Below are 24,269 nucleotides of genomic sequence, written 5' to 3' on the forward strand. Positions count from 1 at the left end.
GACGATAGCGCCGACTCTCGACTGTCGGCCTGGCTAAATCAACTAGTGAGGGCCACCCGCTCGCGGGCGGGGGGTTGGAATGCAGGCAAGTACACCGTTTGCCAGTCGGGTGGTCATGGGACGGCGCAATGGATGACACGGCATTGAGTGGCGGGGACCCCACTCGGGGGCCAGCGGAGGCTTTCGGACGTTATCGGCTTCTGTCGCTGCTCGGTCAGGGTGGCATGGGCCAGGTGTGGCGGGCGCATGATTCGCTGACCAATCGGGTGGTGGCGCTCAAGGTGTTGCCCGAGCGCTTCGCGGATGACGAGCAGCTGCGCGAGCGGTTCCGCCGGGAGTGCCGGGCAGTAGCGCAGTTGACCGAGCCGCATGTGATCCCCATCCACGACTTCGGCGACATCGACGGTCGGCTCTATCTGAATATGCGCTTGATCGAGGGCACCGACCTGCGCAAGGTGATCACGCAAGAAGGGGCCTTGTCGCCGCAGCGGGCGGTGGCGATCGTCGCACAGGTGGCAGGCGCGCTGCAGGCGGCCCACGACGCCGGGCTGGTCCACCGCGACGTCAAACCCACCAACATCCTGCTAGGGGCCGATGAGTTCGCCTCCCTGATCGACTTCGGGATCGCCCACGCCGCCGACGACCGTACGCTGACCACGATCGGCGAGACCATCGGCACCATCGCCTACATGGCGCCGGAGGAGATCGGCGCGGAGATCAAGGCCGATGCCCGAGTGGACGTATACGCGTTGACATGCGTGCTGTATGAGTGCCTGACCGGTCGTCCGCCGTTTGCGAGCGCAGCGGGGGTGCAAGGTGTGATCGCCCACCACCTGCACACCCCGCCGCCGCGTCCCAGCACCACTACACCCGAGGTACCGCCTGCGTTCGATGCGGTCATCGCCAAGGGAATGGCCAAAAACCCCGACGAGCGCTACCAGACCGTGCGCGAGCTGGCCGCGGCGGCCTGCGCCGTGGTAGACGATTCCGCGGTCAGCACCACCGGGGGCGTGGCTGCGCGCCAAACGCGGCGAATCAGATTGTCGCCCAAGACCGCCGGGCTGCTCGCCGCCGCAGTCGCGGTTACGGTGGCGGCCGCCGTAGCTGTCTTCATCGGCTTCCAACGAGAATCAGGCGGCGATGGCAACGCGCCCACACCTATCGCCGGGGGCTACTCGCCGCAGACTCCGCTACCGTTCACCGACGTTAGCCTGCCCACCGGTGTGGCGGTCGACACGGCGGGCAACGTATACATCACCGACATGGGTAACGATCGGGTGATGAAATTGGCGGCGGGCGCCTCGACGCCGACCCCGCTCCCGTTCACCGGCCTGAAGAATCCCCAGGATGTGACAGTCGACACGGCGGGCAACGTATACGTCAGCGACACGAGTAACGATCGGGTGATGAAATTGGCGGCGGGCGCCTCGACGCCGACCCCACTACCGTTCCCTGGCCTGAAGGATCCCCACGGTGTGGCGGTCGACAGCGCGGGAGACGTATACGTCGCCGACCGGGGTAATGATCGGGTGATGAAATTGACGGCGGATGGGTCGGCGCTGACGACGCTGCCGTTGATGGGCCTCCAAGGTCCCGATAGTGTGGCGGTCGACACTGCGGGCGACGTATACGTCACCGAATTGGGTACCGAGCATGTGACGCGGTTGGCGGCGGGCGCGTCGGCGCCGACCATTTTCCCGTTCACCGGGCTCAAAGATCCCCAGGGTTTGGCGGTCGACGCGGCGGGAAACGTATACGTCGTCGACTGGGGTAACAAATGGGTGGTGATGATGGCGGCGGGCGCGTCGACGCCGACCCCGCTGCCATTCACCGGCCTGAAGAACCCCCAGGGTGTCGCGGTCGACACGGCGGGCAACGTATACGTCACCGACCTTGGCCCCGATCCGGTGGTGAAACTCTCGGTCGGCTGAACCACCGTTCCGCGTAATTCCGGGTTCCAGAGATCCTGTATGCTGGCGTCATACGGACCGAGTACTCGACAAGTCATCGGTAATCCGATTCGTCGTTGTGGCAGAACATTTCTCAGTAGATCTGCCAGTGGCTCACGACCAACGGTTTCCGGGTAGCCGGCGAGCCCGAGTTCCGGGACGGGTGTGCGCTTACTCCAGAGCAGATCGCGGTGGAAGTTGTTCAGGATCATCGCTGGCCCGTACATGATGATCGCGGCGAACTCGGGCTTTACATCGGTGGTTCTGCGCCCCAATCGCGCAGGAACGCTTTGTATTTCGTTCTGTCACGCTGTTTACCGAGGAGAATGTGACGGAGCAGGTGACTTGCGATGTAGCAGTGGTCGTATGCGCTGTGATTCCGGAAGAAGTCAGTCTCCTCGGCGGAAAGATCGAAGTCGGCGAGGCCCAAGTCTGCGAAGTAGATCAGCCGTCCGTCGGTCAGGATGCTTGCGAAGTGGGCCAATACTCGGGAGCTCATGAAAGCGTTTCCGGACGGGGGAGTGCCGATCGCCGTGTCGGACACCGAGATTCGGTGACCGGTATGCAGGGGTGGCAGGCATTCGCGGTCGGCTTGGCTGCGGTGCGGGGAGTCATGGTCGCGGTCGTCGCCGTGGTGTGGCCGTGGCCAGGACGGGTACTCGAAGGGCAGTCCGTCAAGAGATTGCATCGTGTGAGCAGGGAGCTGAGTGAGATGAACACCGCCGCGTACTGGCCGGTCGGGTTTCCGCATGACGCACCGGACGAGCCACTTGGTGTGCTGGAGGCACAGCTCACCATGCAACGGCACCGGTGTTGCAGGGTGGCCAACTGCGCGCGTAAGGCAGCGGCATGGCAAACGTTGGTCGAGGCAGAGATGTGCTTGTAGGGGGTGCCGCGAGACACCGACCAGCCGCGTGGCCGAGGACACCGCCTCCTCCGGGCGGGGGAGGATAGCGCGGGCCTGGCGGATCTGTTCGGTGGCCGGCGGAGGCGTTGCCTGGCTCGGGCGGCGACCAGGCCCTCGTCGGTGCCGTCGACGATCGGCTCGCGGATGAACTACGCCCAGCGCGGCGAACATACGGAGACCAACCGGCCGCCGGGTGGTGTGTCGAGCGCTTCGTCCAGGGACCGGAATCCGATGCCGCGCTTACAGACTGGCGACGATCGCGATGACGCTTTGCAGGATCTGCCGAGGCGGTCCAGGGCGGGCACCACGAGGGTGTCGCCGGGGGCACAGGTACTCGAGACAACGCCACAGTTCTTCGCGCTCGGCGTTCTTGCCGGATTTCTTGTCCGCGAAGATTTTCTGGCATCCGGCGGCCGTCAGCGCATGTAGCTGGCGGTCGAGCAGCTGCCCGGTCGTCGACACCCGCGCGTAGCCGACGAGTGCGCCGCCGCCTCCGATCGGGTCGAGGACATCACCTTCGAGGGCGAGCGCCGATGCCGCGCCGGAGGTGTCGGTCATGGGCGCGACTGTACGAGAAAGGCCCGACAGGACTTGTTGAACACCAACCGTTTTCGACACATTTGTTGAACATTGGGCCGGGACTGTCGATGCTGGGAGTCCTCTTCAGCTATGTTCGGAGTCCTCTTCAACAGGACTAATGGCTCGTTTAGTCGGCGTGTGCCACTGAGCTCGAGAGGGTCAACGCACCAAAATGCCGAGTTCAGGGCCGTTCGCCGGAGCGTGGACACGATCTCGGCTGCACCGATGAATTTCGGGTTGATCCGTCGTCGATATCTCTGGATGTACCGAAGGAGATGATCATGGGCCTACCCCAAAGGTGGCTGGCAAGTGATCTCGCCGACCACAGAGAGGAATTCAGGCATGACGAGACCGTTTCGATTCGGGGTCGTTGCCCCGCTCAGAACTGACCTGCCGACGTGGCTGGACCGTGTGCGCCGCATCGCCGACAGCGGCTACTCGACGCTGCTGGTGCCCGACTTCCCTCTCACACAACCGGCGCCTGGCCCCATGCTTGCCACCGTCGCGGCCCGTACCGACCTGCGCGTGGGCACCTGGGTGTATGCCTCTCCGCTACGCCCGGCCTGGATGACGGCGTGGGAAGCACACTCGCTGTCGCTACTGACCGACGGTCGCTTTGAGATGGGCATCGGCACCGGCAGGCCAGGAATTGAGGACGAGCTCCGCGACAAGGGACTGCCCGTCGTCCCGCCGCACGAGCGGCTGGCACAGATTGGTGAGACCGTCAGGGCGCTGCGCGATCTCGATGGCCCCGACATGCACACGCCGGTGGCGATGGCCGTACTCGGTCCGAAGGCCCGGGCGTTGGCGGCCGAGGTCGCGGACACGGTCACCTTCGCGTTGGGGGATCAGCCTCGGACCGAAGTCGCGCGGCTGGCACACGACTTCCGCGCCGTTCCGGACATCGAGCTCGCGCTCGCCGTGCCGGTCATCGGCGACACTGTCGCGCCGCACATGGCGCCCCCCGACACCGACCCTGCCGCGCTGCGCGCGGCGGACGCGCTGACCGTACTTCCGGACGACCCGGCCGCCGCCGCCGAGGAAATCCAGCGGCGACGGGAGGAGATCGGCTTCTCCTATTTCATCTTCGGCGCCGACTTCGCCGAAAGGTTCGCTCCGGTCGTCGCCGAGCTCGCCGGACGATAGTTGGGCGGCGAGGGATGACGCGACGGAACCGCCGGTTTCGAGAGCCGACGCAAGGGGGGCGGGGTTCTGGTCGGCGGTCGGACCCCGCCCGTAGCCGATCCACGATGTCGAAAATAGCTGCATCCCAGGCTTTTTCGACGTAAATCCCCGGCGCGGGTTTCCGTGTGACTTGCAGTCGAAGATGGCGGTGTTTTCGCGTTCCCGATGGCACGGATGGTGAGGAGCTGTGTCGAGCCTCAAATCACTGATTCACTCGCAGGGCACCGGTGTCCAGTGTCTACTGAACGCTTCGACACTGCTCGTCGGTTGTCTACTCGCGGTCGTCGAGTGTGCCACCGACAGAGCGCGCCTGTACGGCAATACTTGTTCGATGGTCGATGTTTTCCAGACGATCGCCGCACGGATATTGAAAGGGGTTGCGCTCGAGCGTGCCCTCGTCGCTGTTGATGGCGTCGATGGCAGCGGGAAGACCACATTCACCACCGAACTCGTGAAGCGGCTTCACACTCGACCCGTGATCGTGCTGCATGCCGATGATTTCCTGAACCCGTCCGTGGTCCGGCATGCACGGGGCCGACGATCACCACAGGGTTTCTGGCTCGATTCCTACAACTACCGCGCACTACGTCGTGACGCACTCGACCCACTGCGGTCCGGCGGTGATGGTTGGTATCGCACCGCTTCCTACGATCCCGGCTCCGACACCATCGTCCGTCGGGCGGCTTGTCTCGCGCCGCGCAAAGCGGTGGTCGTGGTCGAGGGACTGTTCCTACATCGAGACGAACTCGTCGACATCTGGGATGTGTCGGTTTTTCTGGACGTGCCATTCGAGGTGACGGCCCAGCGGATGGCCGAACGCGATGGCACTCACCCGGACCCAGAGCACGAGACGATGCGTCGATACGTCGACGGACAGCGCCTGTACTTCAAGTGTTCGCGGCCGTGGGCACGAGCCGACATCGTCATCGACAACTCCCGATTCGACCACCCACGCATCATCGCTCCGGAACATGCCCACCGCGCCCATTAACTGAGCTCGGCACTGGGCAACCATCACCTGTCTCGCGAACGGACGTTCGCGAGACAGCCACGGCGGCATGACGTTTCCGTAGGCCGGGCCTGTAAAGCATGCCGCGCGCACCGAAAGTCAACCTGTCGGGTTTCGATGCATTCCGGCATGAGAATCGACTACGGGCGTGTATCGACCACCGACCAGAACCCTGACGGGCAACGCGACGCGCTCACCGCGGCCGGCTGCGAGCAGATCTTCCTCAACAAGGCCTCCGGCTAATTTAACCCTCGACCTTGATCAACTTCTACGCGCCCGGACAGCGCCTGATCGGCTCGACCACGTTCCGGACGAGCTTGCCCCCTTGGCCGCCATCGCGAGCGCGGCTCGGAGCCGACAGGCTCGATCAGCCGATCGGTGGTGCGAGGTATTCCAGCGCGTAGCCGTCGCCGGAGGGGGTTACGCGGGCGATGCCGGGTGAGTCGAGGTGGGCGCCGGCTACGAAGTGGTGTGGTTGGGTCAGTTGTTCGAGGAGGGCCGCTCGCGCGGCGCGGGCCTGGGACTGGTTGCCGTCGAGCTCCCAGGACACGTTCGGCTGATCGAATTGGAGCGTGGGAACGTGAACGGTGTCGCCCCACGCGAGAAGGTGACCGGTGCCGCTCCTGACGTGGTAGACGGTGTGACCGGGTGTGTGGCCCGGCGTCGGGATCGCGGTGGTCCAGTCGTTGATCGCGACCGTCTCGGACACGGGTACGACCCGGTCGCGGATCGGCTCGAGCCGCCCCGTGAACACCGAGGTGTCGCCCGCGCCGATCCACACGCGCTCAAGTTCGGTGAACGCCTCTGAACCGTCCGGCGCGATCAGGCCGCTCACATGGTCTTCGTGCTTGTGGGTGATGGCCACATCGGTGACATGCGCGCGGTCGATTCCCGCTTCGTCGAGCGCGTCGTAGATCAATCCCATGGTGGGGTCGTGCCATGCGTTGGACGCGCCGGTGTCAATGAGAACCGACCGCGTGCCGTCGGTGACGAAGAAGGCATTGACCGACAGCCGCAAGTTGTCACCGGCCAGCGGCACGGCGGCTGGCAGCTCCTCGAGCGTGCGCCCATCCTCGTCGCGGAGCCGTGTCGGCGGCATGTCGATGTACCCGTCTCGCAACGAGATCACCTGCAGATCGCCGAATTCGAACGTGGCATGGTGCTGGCCACTCGAGATCAAACGCATGGAACCTCCGTCGTGTTGGGCGCATATCGCGTGTCTCCGATAGAAGACTATATCTTCTTTAGAAGAAATCTACACTGTGGGCAGCGAGGTACTCATCGATCGAGGAGCACGGGTGGTCGAGCAAGACGAAAACACGGCCGAACCGCAGCACAGTGACGACCTGGCCGGCGCGTTCGGCGGTAACGTGCGGCGACGCCGCGAGGAGGCGGGTCTGACGCTGGAACAGCTGTCCACACAGTCGTCGGTCAGCCGGGCGATGCTGTCCAAGGTCGAACGCGGTGAGAAGAGCCCGACGATCGGCGTCGCGTCTAGGATCGCCCACGCGCTCGACGCGTCGCTGTCGGACCTGATCGGTGGGGCAGCTGCTGCCGCGTCTGGTGTGGCCGTTGTCATGCGCAAGAACGATCGCCCCGTTTTCCGTGACCCGGAAACCGGCTTCGAGCGGCACATGGTGTCAGCGGCCCCGGGCGCGGGAGGAGCCGAGATGGTCGTCCACTACCTCCCCGCACAGGTCTCTACCGGGCTGCTGCCCGCGTATCCGCCGGGTACGGAGAAACAACTCGTGGTGCTCGAAGGCACTCTCACCGTCGCGATCGGCGGGATCAGCGAGACCCTGAACACAGGCGACTCCCTGTTCTTCCAGGCCGACGCGGACCACGGCTTCGCCAACCGAACGAACGCTCCCTGCGAATACATCATGGTCATCTCGCGCAGAACCTGATCGGCCGCAGCAGGCACATCAGAGACCACCGCGCACACCCCCAAGCGTCAGTCGTTCGCTCGGGTAGCGGCATTATGGTGCGCTCGTTCGAACGTGCACAGTCGCCGGTTTCGAACCGCGAGCTGTGTGGCATTCCGAGGCGCCCGTCATGACGATTCGGGGTATTTGGAGTTGAAACAGGGGGGGTCATGGTCGGGCCGGCGTAGACGGACAGTCGAGCGGATCGACGCCGGTGAGTGCCGAGCTGGCGGCCCACACTCCGGTGGCGGTGTCGAGGTCGGTCATATGCGCGTGGGGTGTTTCCCGATGCGGTTGTCCGCGGAGACCGAAAACCCTTGGCCCCCATAGTTGCCCGCCGGTGATCTCGGCGTCCAGAACGGCTCGGACAATGCTTTCGGCCCCCGCGTGTTTGCCGTGCAGTACAACACCTGCGGGCAGCCCGCGCAGGCGCTGGGTGGTGGTGCGCACGAACAACGGTGGCCGCGACGGGGTCAGCGAGTCCAGGGCACCGCCGGGATGGACGACAATGCTGGCGGTGCCGGCACCGCGTGCGCGCAGACGACGATCCAGTTCGAAACCGAATAGCATCTGGGCCAGTTTCGATCGCCCATAGCTGCGCTTGGGCCGGTAGTCGTACTCGGACTGCAGATCGGTGAGATCCAGCCGCTCCGACCGCGCGGCGAAGCTGCCCACCGTGATCACCCGACTGTTCGCGGCGGCCGTCAGCATCGGCGCAAGATGAGCGATTAGCGCGAAGTGCCCGAGATGGTTTGTCGCGAACATCAATTCGTGCCCCTGAGCACTCACGCGGCGATCGCGACCCGACAGCAGCACTCCGGCATTGAGCACGACCGCGTCCAGGCTATCGGCATCGAGGGCGTCCGCTGTCGCAGGCAGGGAGGACAGATCCGCCAGATCCAAGCGCACGCATCGCAGTCGTGCGCCGGGAACCTGTGCCCGGATCGCGCGCAGCGCGAGGTCGCCCTTGGCGGTGTCACGGCAGCCCAGCACCACGGTGGCACCGTTGGCCGCCAGTTGCTCGGCGGTGAAATACCCGATGCCAGCGTTAGCGCCGGTAACCAGAATTGTTTTCCCCTCGGCCTGCTGGCCGCTATGCCACGTCATGCCATCGACCTTTACAGCGGGCTCTTGCACTGCCCTCACACGCCACTGGCATGCAGCCCCGCACAATTGCGTACCCGCTCGGCCCGCCGGGGTGGATCGACGCATGTCCGGAAATCGGCTACCTGATCGTGATCGGTGTGCTGTTCGTGCTCGGCACCGGGACGGCCTTTCTCAGCACCATCGCCAAAGCAGGCGATCTCGTCACCGGACCCCGAGCCATCCTCACCTTGACCGCGGTCGGCGCGCGCATCGCGCTATGAAGATCTGCGGCAGTCCCGCGTTCGGTAGATGATTAATTCCTCGACAGTCCATGAGAAGACTTCGAGCGGCTGCGGCGATGGTCTGCGTCAGACCGATTCGACGATCGCTGATTTCACCACCGCGCGGTCGACCAACTGCCTGACGCGCCTGCCCTGATCCGCTGCCACTACGGTCTTGGCTCCGGTGAACACGGGCTCGGAGAACATCGTCACCCGCAGCCCCTTCTCGACATGCAACACCAGATGATCGTTGCCCGGCGGCGTAGGGATGCGGTCGTACCGGCCGTCTTGGATATCCCGGTACATCAAATAGGCGTATGCGGCGCCTCCATCAACGAACAGCTGCGCCCGCGGGTTCGTCTCCGACATCTGGGAGATGCACTGCTGGCTTGCAAAACTAGTCATCGCGTCCTCCTAGCTCCGGAATACTGCCTATGGTCAGCCCTACCGTGAGACCGCGAGAGTCCACCGGACAGTTTGCCCTGTTCATGGCCGGTGCGGACACGAATCGGCCGTTTCAGCTCCGGCATCGCCGACTTCCCAGCCGCCGAGTTCACCCGGCGACTGGGAAAGGTCCGGCCTCACGATCTACGGCACACCTACGCGGGCCGCCTCGTACGCGCGTGGGTGCCGATCCAGCAGGTTCAAAAACTGCTTGGGCACGCGTCGCTGCGGACGACGCAGCGTTACGCGAGCCTGGCTGATAGCCAGTGGGGGAGCGTAGGCGTGCTCGGTTAGTTGTGCTGTCTCATGCGGTTGGTACCACCGACAGGCCCGTTGAGGCAGCACGCCGGTACGCGGCCGAGTGAGCCGCAGCTTCAGTCACTTACCGCTTTTGGTGGCCACACCCTGGATCAGCGGTCGAACAATCGGGGGCTCTCCGCGCCACGACGCTTCCTGTACGTCTTCGAGCTCCAGCCCGCACGCCCGGATCAGCTCGAGAGTGGCGCGGTTGCAGTGGCAGCCCTCCGCGAACCGGCGCCACGGGCCAGCGAGGCGGTCCTGCCAATAGGCAAGTCGCCGCGACTCAGAACGTACGTGCTCGAGAAACAGCAGCTGCCCGCGGGGGCGCAACACGCGCTCGATCTCCCGCAACACCGGATCAGGGTCGTCGACGGTGCATAACACGAGAGTTGAGACGACCGTATCCACGGTTTCATCCGCGAACGGCAGTTGTTCCGCCGATGCGTCGAGCACACGCGCTCGACGTCGACTGCGAAGCAGTCTCCGCGCCAACCGCGCACGCATCGCGGGCTCCGGTTCGGTGAGGATCAGCTCGTCGAGACCGTCAGGGTAGTACTCCAGGTTAAGACCGGTGCCACTGCCGAGCTCGACAGTCCGCCCCCTCGCATGGCGGAGCAAATCCCGTCGGCGAGCGCCCATACCCGCCCTCTCGCCCACCCACAGCAGAGGGTCATACAGCGCCGCGAACACCCGGGCCCACGGGTCCGAGCCCTTCACCGCTGCCGCCGGCAAGGCGCCACTGCTCACAAACTCGACGGTACGCCGGGCGGGCATCCTCACGCATGTCCAGCTCATCGAGCAGGGCGGCAGCTGCCGGAGGTTCGGCAGGGCGGCGGCAGTCAGCGGTGTGCCCTGGAGGAGGGTTTCGGTGCGTCCAAATCCGCAACAGGGTTACCTCAAGTGGCGCAGCCAGCAGCGGTGAAACCCGCCTCACCCCAAGTGCATAGGCTGTGGTCGCGGTCAGCCGTAGGGAGGCGGGTAGCGGTTGTAGGGGTAGCCACTCGGGCACAAGAAGTGCGAGCAGCCTGTGGAGTCCCCGTTTGCGACAACCGCTCTGCTGTACGGGGGACACTGGGGCCCATTAGTCGGGATGTCTTGCCCGACAAAGAGGCCGACGACCGTCCCACCACCGAACTCAGTGAGTTGACTGAATCGAATCGGAAAGTTCCCTTGGAAGGCCCGATCCAACGGAATAGCCGGTATTGTCCGCGTTCCGGTCCACTCCCACGGAACCTCGCCAATAAATTGCTGTTCGATGTTGACGAAGATAAACCGAACTCCTGAGAACGGGGAAAGTACACCAGGCGGGTCGGGCACCGGCTCCCACGAAAAACGCCATGGGCCGTTGTAGATCATGGCGGCGATATCCGGTCCGGAAGGCTGCGCGTTGATCTCGAATGCTGCCACCGGATTCACACACTCCGGTGGCCAGGTCCCGGCGTACTCTATTGCGCGATTTACGTTGGTCAGTGGCAGGTCTATGTCCCCATAACGCGCGACCCACTGCTGCGCAGCGTCCAGTGCGGAGCCCTCTGCTGGATTGCCGCGCGCTTCCACTCGAGCGAGAATTCCGGCGAGCGTTGTCGGCTCCGGCGGTTGTGCGACGCCACCCGGTGAACCGGTAATGGACGCCCCGACCATCAGGGTTGAGGCGATCACCCCCCAACAGCGACTGTGCAATAGCATTCCAACCACCCCTTGGAAGCAAACTATCAGTTAACTATCATTAGACGTCTGGTGTCAGCCCTATGCAACCAACGAGTTGGACACGTACGACAGGTCCGTAAGATTTCGGTTTTGCCTGGGATGTTGCGGAAGGCCAACTGGCCATAGCCTTCTCACTCTGCCCTTTGTGAAGCGGCTCCACTCAAGCATGGCCTGGGAACCGCTCGGCACAAGACGAATACGTATATCCTTGCCCCTTGTCGAGAGACCGTCGCCCGCCGCAACTGAGCCCGTAGTTGTGTGCCACAGGCGCCGGGGTGGCCGCATACGCGGTCTGGTTCCACAGCCGGTCACATGCACTCATCGAACCGCTGTAGCAGCCTCGAGCAAGACCCGGCCATTCAGGATTGTAATTGAAGCACTTGCAGTCCGGTATCGGGTCAGCGGCCGGAAGCGGGATCGTGGTCCGTAGCGCGTTCGATGACGTTGAGCTCGGTACAGCTGTCGGATCAGGCTTGGGCCACAAAACGACAATAGCGCCGATCGCGGCGGCCAGGAGAGGGACCGCGACGCCAACAACCCACCACCTGTGTTTGCTGTTCTCGGACATGTGAAGTTCACTCGCTTCTTTAGAGGAATTTCTCATGTATTTGCGGAAAATGGACATACGAATGATCGCGTCCAAATTCCATTTACTTTCCCGCCGCCCCGGCGACAGTGTCACCGGAGAGTAAAGGCTACTGGTCAGCCCGAGCGACCCGCATGCGATAGTGATGCCAACCATTTTCAATGGCACCCCCCATTATAGGATTTCCCGGGAGCCTCTTCATCACCCAGCCCGAACCGCGAAATCCATGCGCTCATCCTACGCCTGCAGTAGGGCCTGCGTGATCATTCCGCGGGCGCAGGAACCACCCCACCAAAACGTTCCAAAGCCAAACATATGATGCAAATGACGGGGAACGTCAGCAAGGGCGCGTTGAGGTAGGTCGTCGGTCTCGTGCCATCCGCAACCGCCGCTGCTCCGGCGTGCCCTGCGCCCCGGCCGGACCGGAGGGAATCTTCATCGAGGGCCTTGGTCCCGGCATCCAGGAAAGTCTGCTTCCACCTACCCACCGATGCCGTACTCATCCCGCGCCGCCGCGCGGCCTCTGCGGCACTCATCTCCCTGGACAGCACCGACATAGCGGTGGCCTGGCCGATTGGGAAGAGAAGGCGGAGGGCGCCCTCCGTGAAGAGCAGTATGAGGTACGAGTCAGCAGGGTGGATCTGCTCTCTGCCTGACGCACAACGAAAGCCGCCATCATCCTGAACAAGGACCCCAAACTGCCAAGGTGGTCCAGGGTCTCAGAGGGGATTAGGTTCGCGGCGGGGGAAGGTCGAGCTGTTCCAGCCGTTTCGGCAGACAATCGCGTCGTACCAGGCTGGCAGATAGCGCAAGTGCCGCTCGCGATCGCCGTCGCCTGCAGGCAACCTCAGTAGGCGCTGATGGACAGCGCTCAACAGACCTACGACTTCACTGTGGCGAAGCGCGAACCCAGCAGTGCCTACGTTTGCCCCGAGGACAGACTCCCAGCCCTTTGGCAACGGAGGTGGCTTGGGAGTTGATGACGCGGTCAAGGATTTGGTACAGGGCGGTGGCTGGGTTGACTGCGTCCGCCATCTAGCTCCCCTTCTTGGTCCCGCAAACCGTGCCTGCTCCACGTTTGCTCCATGAAATGACCGTGGAGCAGATGTGTTGCGATAACGAAACTGGTATCTAGCTGGTAGTTCTTCGGTGGGCGCAGAGGGGTTCGAACCCCGACCGCTGGTGTGTAAAAGCGCGCCACATCGTCCAGCAGGTACCGCCCGGTCCATCCCGTCGAGGTCAGAGGCATGAGAACGTCCAGCCAGTACCGCTGTGTCCGACCCGTATCTGCCTGTCTTGGCAAGGTCTTGGCAAGTTCGGGGGTGCGCCGATCACGCCTCTGACCTGTGCGAATCTGTGGTTGCTACACGGCGTAGGTGTCGCGGAACGCTTCACGCACCATGGCCGCGTCCGCGACATCCCGGTGTTCGATACCGGAGACCACCTCGGATACGCGCCAGTAGTGGGAGGGCACCAGGTTGCCCGAGGTGACCACGGCCAGCGCCACGTCCGCCGCCTCATCAGGCTTGTCGGCGGCGACCAGCGCCAGACCCAGGTCAAGGTTCGCCATCGCGATGCGACGCGGGCGGGCGGATGCGGCCCCCGCCAAATCGGCGAGTACGTGCCGGGCGTAGGACTCCGCCGCCGGATCACCGAGCCACGCCAGCGTGGTGGCCACATAGGCATCCGATTTCGCTGGGTCGTAGCGGAAATGGTGTTCGGGTCGATCAGGCGTGCTCAGCCCGGATACCATCATGGCGACCTTGCGCAGCGCCCCGTAGGTGCCTTTGCTGTCCCCGAGCCGCGCCAGAGCACGGCCCTCCTGAGCAGTCGCCTGGATGAACGCCGAACTGTCTTCCGGGGCAAGGGACTGCGCGGCGCGCGCTAACTCGGCCGCTGCCGTGAACTCACCGCCGGTCAGTTGCTGCCATGCCCGTGTTTCCAGGCACCATGCCGCGATCTCACGGTGTCCCGCTTCGTCCGCGAGCTTCCAGGCCAGGTGTCCGCGAGCCGCTGCGGCGGAGATTTCGCCCAAGTCGATGTGGCAGGTGCTGCCCAGCAGCGACAGCCAGCCGACCGCGACCAGCAACCGGCGGTGTTGGGTCAGGGTCTTGCGGCTGTCCATCAGGCGTCCGGCATAGCCGAGATGTTGCCGTATGCGCATGAGCAGTTCGCCCGGCGGAGTCATCGGGTATCCCGCCGCCAAGTCGTCCACCGCCAGCTCCAGGCGGTCCAAAGTGTCTCCACCGAGGTCCGACGCGGCAACCCGATGAATCCATTCCGCCGCTGCCTGCTCACCATCGGCTGGTTCGTTGAACAGCGATGAGCCGATGCCCAAGGCATCGGAGTAAGCGCGGACGTGTTCCGGTCGGATCTGGCGCTGCCCGGTCTCCAACAGGCCGAGCAATGCCTTGGAGTAGTGAGTTCGCGCCGCCAGCGCGGACAGGCTGAGCCTCGCCGCCTCGCGCGCAGCGCGCAGCCGGGCACCGGTAACGGCGTCCGACTCATCCATAAGACCAGCCTAACGTGCGTAGTCCGGCTGTAGACGGTTGTAGCCGTCGAAGTACTCCATTCCCCAAAGTCGCACGCCTAGCGTCTTTTTCAGCCCCGCCGCCGGGTGATGCGAAGTCCTCGGCGGTGGGAGCTTGCCAACGACAGGAGGGTTGCGGCATGGATGCGCTCGGCTGGATGGACCCGTGTTCGCCGGTACCCGAATGGGACTCGGCTCAAGTGCGCCGCTTGGCGCGCCGGTTGGGATACGTGCTGCGCTGGGCCGACACGGGCTCGGTACTGAGTCTGGCCGAACAGGCTGAGGCATCAGGTACCGACGTGGTGTTGCTCCCGAGTTCCGGCCATATCGACGCGGCGACACTGAATCGACTGATGGGTGCGTGCGACATCGAATGCGCCTGCCCGCGTGAGACTTTCGCCCGCTGGTCGCTCATCGACGGAGTGCGCCGATGAGTGCCGACATGTGGATCATGCTCGGGTGGGTGATCGTGTTCGGCCTGCCCCTGACCGTGGTGTTCGCGGTGATCTTCTGGCCCGAGCGCATCCCGAAAGACCGTACGGTACAGGCGATCCGGCAGCGCATCGAGGACGAAGGCGGACGGTAGGCCGCGTCGAGCTGAAGTCGGCGTCGATACCGAACTTGATGACCGTTGCCGCATATATTGGCCAATATGTGCGGTAACGGCCGATCCGCATCGATTCGCCGTCGAGCGCTTCTCGCCGCCGATGTGGAGCAGGTGACCGGCCAGGGCTCGGACTCGAGGCATGGCGAATTCGATGTCACCTTCGATATGACGCGGCAATGCCGGAGACTCCCCGAAATGCTCGATGTCCTCCGGGCTGGCGCACCGCCAGGCATTGCGCAGCCGTTCCAGGGGCGGGACACGCCGTATTCGTCGTAGATCCTGAGGCCGCACCTTTCCTGCGGTCTACAGATTCGCGGCCTAGTTGCTGATTCCTGTGTGCTGGGCGGCTCACGGTGTGTGCGTGGTGCGACGGTGTCGCGCGCCGTTCTTCGCGAGCTGACGCTCGCGCGGTCCGGCGCACGGGGCGCTGTCTGTTCCCTCCGGTATGGGCACAGGGTGCAGACGATGCGGGTTCGCGGTCTACCGGATTCAGGTGAAGCCGACTCGGCCTGTGCCTGGTGGGATTCGGATCGATACACGCGAGTCTGGCGATTCCTTCGGGGGCAAATTCCGTACGAGCACGTCATTGGGTACATGCTGGCTCTATGGCTGTGTTCGAGGACGGTGACGTCGAAGCGCGGTTGCTAGCTGTCGAAGCGTGGATCGCTGCTGGGAAGCAGGTCATCGTTATTGGGGACCTGAGCTGGGAGACGGCCTTGACCGATGTTCGCCGGATGGCGGTCAACTACATTCTTCGACGTCAACTCGAAGCCCTCGACGCCACCGTGGTGCTGGCCAAGGCTGGGCTCGGGCATTTGGCTGTCGGGTTCGTCCGGCCAGCGCTCGATGAGTTGCTGTGGATGCTGTGGGTAAAAGACCTACCACAGCAGCACGCGCAGGAACTTCTCACTGCTATGGGACGCTCCGACGGCATTCGGTCTCTAATGGCCCAGCGTGTCTATGTCGGCGACGCGGTGATGCAGGAGCTTTGGTATCCGGTGGCATTCCTGGATGCCCAGAAGAAGCAGCAGACTCTCTTGGAGGGTGTGCTGCAGGGGTTCCGCAAGCAGTACGGCTGGCAACGCGGCGTGTTGCCAAGTGCCAGTTGGGTTGCGAAGCAGAGTGGACACGAGGATCTGTACGACTACCTGCACGCCGCCGCGAGCCGTGCCCTGCACTTCTCGATGGGCGAAGTGCTTCGCCATTTCTGGGGTGATCCTCACGGGAAGTTAGGCGCACTGAAACCGGAGTTTCGCGAATACCGGGCCAGCTTCGCGCTCTACCAGCTACCCAAGCTTTTCATCGATACCGCGAGTGCCTGCGCCGACTTCTTTGAAGATGCAGGGCTCCTGTCCGGGGATGAAGCTCTACTGGAACCCTATTTTGCGGCAGGGAGGATTGTCGCCCAGTTCGCCGCTGTGCCACTCGTTGATGCCAACGAATGGAATCTGTCGCCGAGTGGGCGACAGCCTTGGCCAGACGGAAACCCTCCGGCTGGCCGCCTCGACTACTGACACTGTGGCGCTGCGCGAGGTGCGCACCCGGGGTATGGGTGTGGTGCCGTTCCTGCGGCGGTTGGTCCACGCCACGACACCGACGATCTGCTGCAACGGCCAGGTGGTGGCGCCGCCACACCGCCGATGCGTCAGATCAGGGCCGAGAGCAACAGCGCTGACAACCACTGACGTAGGGCTCGCGGGGCTAGATGACGCGCGGGCAGGCAACCGAGGCGGGCTCAACCCAGCCCGCACGGGTCCGGTACAGCCGTCCCGGCTCGGCGACGACCTTCGACCTGGTACACGGGCCGCCAATCATCGAACACACTTTCGATGAATCCACAAACTAGTCGGTCGCAAAGGGTGGGCTGCTGTGCCGACAGGTTCTATTTGTCACATGCAGGCGCTGGTTGTCACCAGCCTTCCGGGGCGGCCTGCCGGCGCGTCGAGGGGTCAGTGTTCACCTGCGAGACGGTCGAGCCACTCTCGGAGGAGGTGTTGTTCGGCGGTGGTGAGCGTTGTTTCCTCGGGAAGGTTGGCGCGGAGGGCGCGGGCCGCGCCGGCCGCGCCGGTGTCTTGGATGGCCGGGCGTTCGTTGGTGACCGCGGTGACCATGGCCTCTCGGAGTGCGGTGAGCAGGGCCGGGTCACGGTTGGCTTCCGGGAAGGACAGCCAGGTCAGGACCGCACCCCGGCCGGTGGCGTGAATGATCCCGGCCGCAAGTTGTTCGTCGACACGCAACCAGCCACCCGCGGCGAGGCGACGGACCCGTCCGCGCAGAATTTCCAGTCCGGCCCGGAATGCGGCCGACTCGGTGCCGGCAGGTTCGCTGTACATGAGGGTGTAGAGCGCGGGGTTGGACAGACCGAACTCGACCGCAAGGTCCCACCCGGCCCGAAGGTCTTCGATGGGATCCACGGGGTCGGGGTCGACGTGTTTGCCGGCGACGAATTTCGCGAAACCGTACTCCGCCACCGCTTCCAGTAGCCCGTCCTTGTCACCGAACAGCCGGTAGATCGCCGGTGGCTGCAACCCTGCCAGGTCGGCGACTGCGCGAGTTGTCACCGCATCGCGACCCGCGCGCTCCAGCAGGTCGGCGGCGGCTTCGATGACGCGTTGCCGGTGTTGTTCGCGAGTCGACGCCGTGCCGTCGGGTCCGACGGTGGCGTCGTTCCTGTGTGGCGTGGGCGATGTCATGAATTAACGATATCGCTTGACTGTTTCCAGCGGAAGTATCACTGTTAACGTATTATCGTTTCCGTTGGAATCAAGGAGTAAAGGCATGATCATCGTGACCGGAGCCACCGGGCAGCTGGGCCGTCGGATTGTCGAGAGTCTGCTGACGCGAGTGCCCGCCGACCAGGTGGGTGTGAGCGTCCGCGACCCGCGAAAGGCGCAGGACTTGGCCGACCGCGGAGTACGGGTGCGACAGGGCAGCTTCACCGACCCGGGCAGCCTGTCCCACGCTTTCGAGGGCGCCAGCCAGGTGCTCCTCGTCTCGGTCGACAAGCTCGGCGCGGAGGCCATCCGACAGCACCGGGCTGCCATCGAAGCAGCCGCCGCTGCAGGCGCACGCCGCGTCCTCTACACCAGCCATATGGGTGCCAGCCCGGACTCGCGGTTCGAGCCCTGTCGCGACCACGCCACCGACGAGGAAGTACTGCAGGCCTGCGGTGTTCCGTTCACCTCGCTCCGCAACGGGTTCTACGCTGCCAGTGCAGTGCGGTTCTTCGGGCGGGCAGCCGAGACCGGAGAGCTCGTGTTGCCCGCGGATGGGGCGGTGAGCTGGACCGCACACGTCGACCTCGCCGACGCGGCCGCGGCGATCCTTACCGAGGAAGGTCGATTCGACGGTCCCACACCGCCATTGACCGCAGCGCAGGCCATCGATTTCGACGAAATTGCCGCCCTCGCGGCCGCGCTCACGGGCCGAACCATCAAGCGCATCACCGTATCCGACGAGGAATTCCGGCACCAGATGCTGGGCTATGGCGTCCCGGCCGCGCAGGCGGACATGATGGTGGATATCTTCGCTGCTAGCCGGGCCGGTGAATTCGCCACGGTCGACCCGACGTTGGCGCAGTTGATCGGCCGCGAGCCGACCGGTTTCGACGCGGTTCTGCGCGAGGCGCTGTTGGCGAGCTGAGCGCTCGGCGCTCAGGCGGTGAGTCCGGCGTATACGCGGATAGTGGGGTCGAGGATTAGATGCGTTGCCGCCGCTGGCGGCATCAAAACACGCCCGTTCTTGACGGCCTCGCCGACTTTGGCCGCGAGATCTCCCGTCAGTCCGTGAACGAACTGCTTCTCGAAGGTGCCGATTCGGGAAAACAGTGCCGCGTCGTCGAACTGAGCGAAGGCGGTGCAGACGAATTCGAGGGTGGGCCGCAACGCGTGATTGGCGAGCAGCTTATTGCGGCGCTGCTCATCGAGGTGCTCGACATCGATGCTGCTCGCGGTAATGCACTGTGGCCCGAGGTCGTGGGTCATCGTCTTCAGGAACGCCTCGTACTGTTCATCAGAGCTGAACCATGGCGGTCGCTGCCGTGGAATCCCGCCAGGCCATCCGGTACCGACGCCGTCGGAGGTGAGTCGCGGTTGGTCGAACACTTCGGAACCCACCCCAATCTGCCGCCCAGGTCCGCGCGCGGCCGGAGCCCCGGTCAGGAGGGGCGTGTCCTGCTCCATGTTTGCTCCACGGAGCCAGCGTGGAGCAAAGGACGGTAGGCGTTAAAAAGTTTCCTACCTGCATCTTCTTCGGTGGGCGCAGAGGGGTTCGAACCCCCGACCGCTGGTGTGTAAAACCAGAGCTCTACCACTGAGCTATACGCCCGGGATCCGTCGGTGGGTGACCGACGGGCCGGTCTAGGACTCTAGCGCGGCGAGCGCTTTCTCCCAAGCCGCCTGGTCACGGGGCTCTCCGGGACCGTTCATTTCGGCGAAGCGGATGATGCCGTCGCGGTCTACGACGAAGGTGCCGCGGTTGGGGTAGCCGGATTTCTGGTTGAAGACGCCGTAGGACTGGGCTACGGCGCCGTGCGGCCAGAAGTCGGACAGCAGCGGAAAGATGTAGCCCTGTTCGGCCGCCCAGATCTTGTGGGTGGGCGGCGGGCCGACCGAGATGGCGAGGATTTCCGCGGCGTCGTTCTGGAATTTGGGTAACTCGTCACGAACCTTGCACAGCTCGCCCTGGCAGATGCCGGTGAAGGCGAGCGGATAGAACACGATCAGCACGTTCTTCTTGCCGCGGTAGTCCGAGAGCGTGACGTCCTGGTTGTTTTGATCCTTGAGTGTGAAATCCGGCGCGAGCGTGCCGATTTCCAGCGGGCCGAGCTCGACTGGCATCACTGATCCTCCATCGTGTCGGGCTTCACCGGGCGGTGAAACACCGCCCGGCGAAACCATAGCGAAAGCGGTCAGCGCTGTTTCGAGGGTGCCTTGGGCTGCACGAGTCGGCTGCCGGACCAGGCACCGAGGCTGATCGCCGATGTTTGCGTCAAACCCGCCGTGGGTGCCGCTTCGGCGATATCGCTCGGATCGACATGACCAGGTTGCCCGGTCTTGGGAGTGAGCACCCAAATGAAGCCTTCGTCGGCCAGCGGACTGATGACTTCCATCAGTTCATCCGCTAGATCGCCGTCGCCTTCTCGCCACCACAGCAGGACAGCGTCGACTACCTCGTCGGAGTCTTCGTCGACCATCTCCCCACCGCTGGCCTCTTCAACGTCGGCCCTCAGGTCGTCGTCGGTGTCCTCGTCCCAGCCCAGCTCCTGGACAACCATGCCGTGTGTAATGCCAAGCTTCTGAGCGTAGTTCTGCGCGTCCGCCGCGGCGACCACGGTGGTGTCCTCCTCAACTCCAGACAATAGGTAGTTGCAAGCGAACATGGTTATCGCCTCGAGCGCAAGCTGATCGGACGAAATACCCATGGAATGTCGCGTGACAACCTCGTGTCGTTGGCCGATTTTCGCCACCACCCCCCGATTCATGGGACGAATTCAGCGTTTGGGGCATGCGTCCTTGACCGTATTGCGCGCGTCGTTGACCCGCTTGCTCGCATCGTTGAGTGCGCCGACCGGGGCGGTGTAAGTCATCTTGCGGGTCTCCGCGGCGAGCTGTCGTGCGGCAGCGACGTATTCGGCGAACTTGGCCTGCAGGTCCGCGGGCAGCGCGCCGTTGGCGTTGTTCACCCCCGTCTCGACCTTGGTCGCGGCGTCTTCGAGGGTTTTGGCGGCGGTATCGCGCTTGGCGTTGTAGTCCGCGGCGTTCGCATCGTGGGCGTCTACGAATTCGTTGTACTTCGAAACGCCGACACCTGTGGTTGTGGGGAATTGACCGCAGTTGTCGCTGATCGCCTGGGCCTGTGCCGCGGCCTTGCGTGAGGAGGTCGCCGCCGCGGAGGAGGAGGCCGCCTCGGTCTTGTAGGCGGCTAGTTCCGAGGCATTCGGATTGGCAACGCCGTCAACGTGTTTCGCGCAACCCGCGATGGTCAGGCCGACCACGACCGCCGTTGCCGCGCACACTGCTGCGAACCCGCGTGGGTCCAGCACCTTCATTGTCCTCCGTGCCTCTCTGTTTCACCGGCGGTCCTCGACTCACGTTCCCTGCGGAACCGTACTGCAGATGCCCCTGACATGATGACCTGGGCCACATCTTCCGCAAGGATGGAGGTGCGCCCGAACCTTTCGTAAAACGGGTGGTCCGCCAACCAAGTGTGCCGCCCGGGGAAACAGACGCCTATCAGCTTGTCCACCCCTGTACGAGGAGCAGATTTGACCGACCTGATCCACTCTTCCGCGCCAGCGAAATCCGCTGGCACCGACTCCGCGCCGCGTGATCCGAATGGATCGCAGGTGCCGCCTACGGGCGGGCGGGTGCGGGTTATCCGCGAAGGGGTGGCGTCCTATCTACCGGACATCGACCCGGAGGAAACCTCCGAATGGCTCGAATCGTTCGATGACATGCTCGACCGGGAAGGTCCGGGCCGCGCGCGTTACCTCATGCTCCGGCTGTTGGAACGCGCCGGTGAGCGCAGGGTCGCCATTCCATCCTTGACCTCCACCGACTACGTCAACACCATCCCCACCGAGAACGAGCCGTGGTTCCCCGGCGACGAAGAGGTGGAGCGGCGCTTCCGTGCCTGGATCCGCTGGAACGCGGCGATCATGGTGCACCGGGCGCAGCGTCCCGGCATTGGTGTCGGCGGCCATATCTCGACCTACGCGTCCTCGGCGGCGCTCTACGAGGTCGGCTTCAATCACTTCTTCCGCGGCAAGGACCATCCGGGCGGCGGCGATTCGATCTTCATCCAGGGTCACGCCTCGCCGGGCATCTACGCCCGCGCCTTCCTCGAGGGCCGATTGAGCACCGACCGGATGGACGGCTTCCGGCAGGAGTACAGCCATGGCGGGCCGGGCCACGGCCTGCCGTCGTACCCGCATCCGCGGCTGCTGAACGACTTCTGGGAGTTCCCGACGGTGTCCATGGGCCTGGGCCCGATGAACGCTATCTACCAGGCACGGTTCAACCACTACCTGCACGACCGCGGCATCAAGGACACCTCCGATCAGCACGTCTGGGCCTTCCTCGGCGACGGTGAGATGGACGAGCCGGAGTCGCGCGGCCTGATCCAGGTCGCCGCCAACGAGGGCCTCGACAACCTCACCTTCGTCGTCAACTGCAACCTGCAGCGCCTCGACGGCCCGGTGCGCGGTAACGGCAAGATCATCCAGGAACTGGAGTCGTTCTTCCGTGGCGCGGGCTGGAATGTCATCAAGGTCATCTGGGGCCGGGAGTGGGACGCGCTGCTCGGCGCCGATCGCGACGGCGCGCTGGTGAACCTGATGAACACCACCGCCGACGGCGACTACCAGACCTACAAGGCCAATGACGGCGCCTACGTCCGCGACCACTTCTTCGGCCGCGACCCGCGCACCAAGGCACTGGTCCAAGACCTCACCGATCAGGAGATCTGGAACCTCAAGCGCGGTGGTCACGACTACCGCAAGGTGTTTGCCGCCTATGCGGCCGCGATGGCGCACAAGGGCCAGCCGACGGTGATCCTGGCCAAGACCATCAAGGGCTACACCCTCGGCAAGCACTTCGAGGGCCGCAATGCCACGCACCAGATGAAGAAGCTGACCCTGCAGGACCTCAAGGACTTCCGTGACCTGCAGCGGATTCCGATCTCCGATGCCGAACTGGAGAAGGACCCCTACCTGCCCCCGTACTACCACCCGGGCATGCAGGCGCGCGAAATCCAGTACATGCTCGATCGCCGGAAGGCGCTCGGCGGCTTCCTGCCCGAACGGCGTGCTGCAGCAAAGCCGCTGCAACTGCCCGGGGACGAGGCCTACAAGTCGGTGCGCAAGGGTTCCGGCAAGCAGAACGTGGCCACCACCATGGCCCTGGTTCGGCTCATGAAGGAGCTGTTGCGGGACAAGGAGATCGGCAAGCGGATCGTGCCGATCATTCCGGACGAGGCCCGTACCTTCGGTATGGACTCGTGGTTCCCTTCGTTGAAGATCTACAACCGCAACGGGCAGTTGTACACCTCCGTGGACGCGGAATTGATGCTTGCCTACAAAGAGAGTGCCGTCGGGCAGATTCTGCACGAGGGTATCAACGAGGCCGGATCGACCGCATCGTTCACCGCGGCGGGCACGTCGTACGCCACTCACGGCGAGCCGATGATCCCGCTGTACATCTTCTACTCGATGTTCGGTTTCCAGCGCACCGGCGACGGATTGTGGGCGGCGGCAGACCAACTGGCGCGCGGTTTCGTGCTCGGCGCAACCGCCGGGCGAACCACGCTGACCGGTGAGGGTCTACAGCACAACGACGGCCACTCGCTGCTGCTGGCGTCCACCAACCCGGCCGTGGTGACCTACGATCCGGCGTTCTCCTTCGAGATCGCGCATATCGTGCGGGACGGTCTGCGTCGTATGTACGGCGGTGGCACTCCGGAGCCCGGTCCCGTCGCACTTCCCGGCACGCATCCGCACGGTTCCGCGGGTGGCTTCGGCGGCGAGGACATCTTCTACTACATCACTCTCTACAACGAGCCGTATGTACAGCCCGCCGAGCCCGACGATCTCGATATCGCCGGACTGCTCGCGGGCATCTACCTGTACAAGCGCGGCGGTGAGGGCAATGTGCGCGCCCAGATCCTGGTCTCGGGTGTCACGGTGCCCGATGGCGTGCGCGCCCAAGCGCTGCTCGCCGAGGAATGGGGTGTGCAGGCCGATGTCTGGTCGGTGACCTCGTGGGGTGAGCTCCGCAAGGAGGCACTCGACAAGGAAATCGCCCAGCTGCGCAACCCCGGCGTCGATGCGGGCGTCCCGTACGTCACCCAGGCGCTGGCCCGGGTCGAGGGTCCGTATGTGGCCGCGACGGACTGGATGCGCGCGGTGCCGGATCAGGTGCGCAAGTGGGTGCCCGGCGACTTCACTACGCTCGGCACGGATGGTTTCGGTTTCTCCGATACTCGCCCCGCCGCGCGCCGGGTCTACAACGTCGACGCGCAGTCGATCGTGGTCGCGGCCCTGGCCGCGCTGGGCCGCACCGGAAAGATAGATCCGGCCAAGGCGGTCGAGGCGGCGGCCAAATACCGCATCGATGATGTCGACGCCGCGCCGAAGTCGGCTCCCGGCACCGAAGATGAACTCGCATAGCGGACGAT

27 protein-coding genes and 1 tRNA gene are annotated in these 24,269 nt (G+C 64.3%); 13 read left to right on the top strand and 15 right to left on the bottom strand.

Translation table 11 applies throughout. The features are described 5' to 3' along the window. Positions 1 to 128: 128 nt before the first annotated feature. A complete protein-coding gene (locus ACIBI6_RS30060) occupies positions 129 to 1,931 on the top strand; it encodes a serine/threonine-protein kinase PknD (protein ID WP_396958593.1) in 1,803 nt (600 codons plus the stop codon). Between the two features lie 268 nt (positions 1,932 to 2,199). Here ACIBI6_RS30060 and ACIBI6_RS30065 read toward each other — a convergent pair whose 3' ends face one another. After that, complete coding sequence (locus ACIBI6_RS30065) at positions 2,200 to 2,493, bottom strand: hypothetical protein (protein ID WP_396958594.1); 294 nt, start codon at positions 2,491 to 2,493, stop codon at positions 2,200 to 2,202. Between the two features lie 9 nt (positions 2,494 to 2,502). Here ACIBI6_RS30065 and ACIBI6_RS30070 point away from each other — a divergent pair, with 9 nt between their 5' ends. Further along, positions 2,503 to 2,835, top strand: coding sequence for a hypothetical protein (locus ACIBI6_RS30070; protein WP_364345739.1), 333 nt, complete (start codon positions 2,503 to 2,505; stop codon positions 2,833 to 2,835). 170 nt (positions 2,836 to 3,005) lie between these two features. Here ACIBI6_RS30070 and ACIBI6_RS30075 read toward each other — a convergent pair whose 3' ends face one another. Then, positions 3,006 to 3,164: a hypothetical protein gene (locus ACIBI6_RS30075; RefSeq protein ID WP_396958595.1), complete on the bottom strand. Its 159-nt coding sequence runs from the start codon at positions 3,162 to 3,164 to the stop codon at positions 3,006 to 3,008. Then, positions 3,097 to 3,414 carry a recombinase family protein gene (locus tag ACIBI6_RS30080; protein WP_396958596.1) on the bottom strand — a complete coding sequence of 106 codons (318 nt, stop codon included), beginning with the start codon at positions 3,412 to 3,414 and terminating at the stop codon, positions 3,097 to 3,099. The genes ACIBI6_RS30075 and ACIBI6_RS30080 overlap by 68 nt, the downstream gene beginning before the upstream one ends. Before the next feature lie 330 nt (positions 3,415 to 3,744). Between ACIBI6_RS30080 and ACIBI6_RS30085 the strand changes: the two genes are divergently transcribed. Further along, positions 3,745 to 4,581 (top strand): LLM class flavin-dependent oxidoreductase, encoded by an 837-nt coding sequence (locus tag ACIBI6_RS30085; RefSeq protein WP_396958597.1) that lies wholly within the window; start codon positions 3,745 to 3,747, stop codon positions 4,579 to 4,581. Positions 4,582 to 4,891: 310 nt separating this feature from the next. On the opposite strand, the gene ACIBI6_RS30090 is transcribed toward ACIBI6_RS30085, so the two are convergent. Next, positions 4,892 to 5,110 carry a hypothetical protein gene (locus ACIBI6_RS30090; protein WP_364345737.1) on the bottom strand — a complete coding sequence of 73 codons (219 nt, stop codon included), beginning with the start codon at positions 5,108 to 5,110 and terminating at the stop codon, positions 4,892 to 4,894. On the opposite strand from ACIBI6_RS30090, the gene ACIBI6_RS30095 reads away from it, so the two are divergent. Continuing rightward, positions 5,072 to 5,611, top strand: a complete 540-nt coding sequence (locus ACIBI6_RS30095; protein WP_364345717.1) for a uridine kinase — start codon at positions 5,072 to 5,074, stop codon at positions 5,609 to 5,611. The two genes, ACIBI6_RS30090 and ACIBI6_RS30095, sit on opposite strands and share 39 nt — an antisense overlap. Positions 5,612 to 5,758: 147 nt before the next feature. Then, entirely contained in the window at positions 5,759 to 5,872 is a 114-nt protein-coding gene (locus ACIBI6_RS30100) for a recombinase family protein (protein ID WP_364345482.1), read from the top strand. Positions 5,873 to 5,996: 124 nt separating this feature from the next. On the opposite strand, the gene ACIBI6_RS30105 is transcribed toward ACIBI6_RS30100, so the two are convergent. Next, positions 5,997 to 6,815, bottom strand: coding sequence for an MBL fold metallo-hydrolase (locus tag ACIBI6_RS30105; protein WP_396958598.1), 819 nt, complete (start codon positions 6,813 to 6,815; stop codon positions 5,997 to 5,999). A gap of 112 nt (positions 6,816 to 6,927) precedes the next feature. Between ACIBI6_RS30105 and ACIBI6_RS30110 the strand changes: the two genes are divergently transcribed. Continuing rightward, the gene (locus ACIBI6_RS30110; RefSeq protein WP_364345478.1) at positions 6,928 to 7,536 is read left to right on the top strand and encodes an XRE family transcriptional regulator; all 609 of its coding nucleotides are present in this window, start codon (positions 6,928 to 6,930) and stop codon (positions 7,534 to 7,536) included. 186 nt (positions 7,537 to 7,722) lie between these two features. On the opposite strand, the gene ACIBI6_RS30115 is transcribed toward ACIBI6_RS30110, so the two are convergent. After that, positions 7,723 to 8,661, bottom strand: a complete 939-nt coding sequence (locus ACIBI6_RS30115; protein WP_396958599.1) for an SDR family NAD(P)-dependent oxidoreductase — start codon at positions 8,659 to 8,661, stop codon at positions 7,723 to 7,725. A gap of 50 nt (positions 8,662 to 8,711) precedes the next feature. Between ACIBI6_RS30115 and ACIBI6_RS30120 the strand changes: the two genes are divergently transcribed. Then, complete coding sequence (locus tag ACIBI6_RS30120) at positions 8,712 to 8,921, top strand: hypothetical protein (protein WP_396958600.1); 210 nt, start codon at positions 8,712 to 8,714, stop codon at positions 8,919 to 8,921. An 87-nt stretch (positions 8,922 to 9,008) separates the two neighbouring features. Here ACIBI6_RS30120 and ACIBI6_RS30125 read toward each other — a convergent pair whose 3' ends face one another. Further along, positions 9,009 to 9,326, bottom strand: a complete 318-nt coding sequence (locus ACIBI6_RS30125) for a hypothetical protein (RefSeq protein ID WP_364345471.1) — start codon at positions 9,324 to 9,326, stop codon at positions 9,009 to 9,011. Positions 9,327 to 9,416: 90 nt separating this feature from the next. Here ACIBI6_RS30125 and ACIBI6_RS30130 point away from each other — a divergent pair, with 90 nt between their 5' ends. Then, entirely contained in the window at positions 9,417 to 9,659 is a 243-nt protein-coding gene (locus ACIBI6_RS30130) for a site-specific integrase (protein ID WP_364345469.1), read from the top strand. Positions 9,660 to 9,743: 84 nt separating this feature from the next. On the opposite strand, the gene ACIBI6_RS30135 is transcribed toward ACIBI6_RS30130, so the two are convergent. Together ACIBI6_RS30135 and ACIBI6_RS30140 are read right to left on the bottom strand one after the other, a co-directional pair. After that, positions 9,744 to 10,439: a class I SAM-dependent methyltransferase gene (locus ACIBI6_RS30135; RefSeq protein WP_396958647.1), complete on the bottom strand. Its 696-nt coding sequence runs from the start codon at positions 10,437 to 10,439 to the stop codon at positions 9,744 to 9,746. 2,882 nt (positions 10,440 to 13,321) lie between these two features. Beyond that, positions 13,322 to 14,470, bottom strand: a complete 1,149-nt coding sequence (locus ACIBI6_RS30140; protein WP_396958601.1) for a helix-turn-helix domain-containing protein — start codon at positions 14,468 to 14,470, stop codon at positions 13,322 to 13,324. Between the two features lie 158 nt (positions 14,471 to 14,628). Between ACIBI6_RS30140 and ACIBI6_RS30145 the strand changes: the two genes are divergently transcribed. The 3 genes from ACIBI6_RS30145 to ACIBI6_RS30155 all read left to right on the top strand — a co-directional run bounded on the left by ACIBI6_RS30145 (position 14,629) and on the right by ACIBI6_RS30155 (position 16,609). Further along, positions 14,629 to 14,922: a hypothetical protein gene (locus tag ACIBI6_RS30145; protein WP_364345463.1), complete on the top strand. Its 294-nt coding sequence runs from the start codon at positions 14,629 to 14,631 to the stop codon at positions 14,920 to 14,922. Continuing rightward, entirely contained in the window at positions 14,919 to 15,074 is a 156-nt protein-coding gene (locus ACIBI6_RS30150; protein ID WP_364345461.1) for a hypothetical protein, read from the top strand. Before ACIBI6_RS30145 ends, ACIBI6_RS30150 begins: the two co-directional genes overlap by 4 nt. Before the next feature lie 626 nt (positions 15,075 to 15,700). After that, positions 15,701 to 16,609, top strand: a complete 909-nt coding sequence (locus ACIBI6_RS30155; protein ID WP_396958602.1) for a DUF5677 domain-containing protein — start codon at positions 15,701 to 15,703, stop codon at positions 16,607 to 16,609. A gap of 435 nt (positions 16,610 to 17,044) precedes the next feature. Here the strand turns inward: ACIBI6_RS30155 and ACIBI6_RS30160 are convergent, their stop codons facing one another. Continuing rightward, positions 17,045 to 17,788 carry a TetR/AcrR family transcriptional regulator gene (locus tag ACIBI6_RS30160; RefSeq protein ID WP_364345457.1) on the bottom strand — a complete coding sequence of 248 codons (744 nt, stop codon included), beginning with the start codon at positions 17,786 to 17,788 and terminating at the stop codon, positions 17,045 to 17,047. Positions 17,789 to 17,873: 85 nt separating this feature from the next. On the opposite strand from ACIBI6_RS30160, the gene ACIBI6_RS30165 reads away from it, so the two are divergent. Next, complete coding sequence (locus ACIBI6_RS30165; protein WP_364345455.1) at positions 17,874 to 18,737, top strand: NAD(P)H-binding protein; 864 nt, start codon at positions 17,874 to 17,876, stop codon at positions 18,735 to 18,737. A gap of 11 nt (positions 18,738 to 18,748) precedes the next feature. Here the strand turns inward: ACIBI6_RS30165 and ACIBI6_RS30170 are convergent, their stop codons facing one another. The 5 genes from ACIBI6_RS30170 to ACIBI6_RS30190 all read right to left on the bottom strand — a co-directional run bounded on the left by ACIBI6_RS30170 (position 18,749) and on the right by ACIBI6_RS30190 (position 21,144). Continuing rightward, the gene (locus ACIBI6_RS30170; protein WP_364345453.1) at positions 18,749 to 19,276 is read right to left on the bottom strand and encodes a hypothetical protein; all 528 of its coding nucleotides are present in this window, start codon (positions 19,274 to 19,276) and stop codon (positions 18,749 to 18,751) included. Positions 19,277 to 19,349: 73 nt separating this feature from the next. Next, positions 19,350 to 19,421 (bottom strand) — tRNA-Val (locus ACIBI6_RS30175). Between the two features lie 32 nt (positions 19,422 to 19,453). Continuing rightward, the gene (locus ACIBI6_RS30180) at positions 19,454 to 19,933 is read right to left on the bottom strand and encodes a peroxiredoxin (RefSeq protein WP_364345451.1); all 480 of its coding nucleotides are present in this window, start codon (positions 19,931 to 19,933) and stop codon (positions 19,454 to 19,456) included. A gap of 71 nt (positions 19,934 to 20,004) precedes the next feature. Next, positions 20,005 to 20,427 (bottom strand): DUF3052 domain-containing protein, encoded by a 423-nt coding sequence (locus ACIBI6_RS30185; RefSeq protein WP_040688342.1) that lies wholly within the window; start codon positions 20,425 to 20,427, stop codon positions 20,005 to 20,007. A gap of 159 nt (positions 20,428 to 20,586) precedes the next feature. Next, positions 20,587 to 21,144 carry a hypothetical protein gene (locus tag ACIBI6_RS30190; protein WP_364345449.1) on the bottom strand — a complete coding sequence of 186 codons (558 nt, stop codon included), beginning with the start codon at positions 21,142 to 21,144 and terminating at the stop codon, positions 20,587 to 20,589. 297 nt (positions 21,145 to 21,441) lie between these two features. On the opposite strand from ACIBI6_RS30190, the gene aceE reads away from it, so the two are divergent. Then, positions 21,442 to 24,261, top strand: a complete 2,820-nt coding sequence (aceE, locus tag ACIBI6_RS30195; RefSeq protein ID WP_396958648.1) for a pyruvate dehydrogenase (acetyl-transferring), homodimeric type — start codon at positions 21,442 to 21,444, stop codon at positions 24,259 to 24,261. Positions 24,262 to 24,269 lie beyond the last annotated feature (8 nt).

This window comes from Nocardia sp. NPDC050412 (genome assembly GCF_044458825.1).
Taxonomy (GTDB): Bacteria; Actinomycetota; Actinomycetes; order Mycobacteriales; family Mycobacteriaceae; genus Nocardia.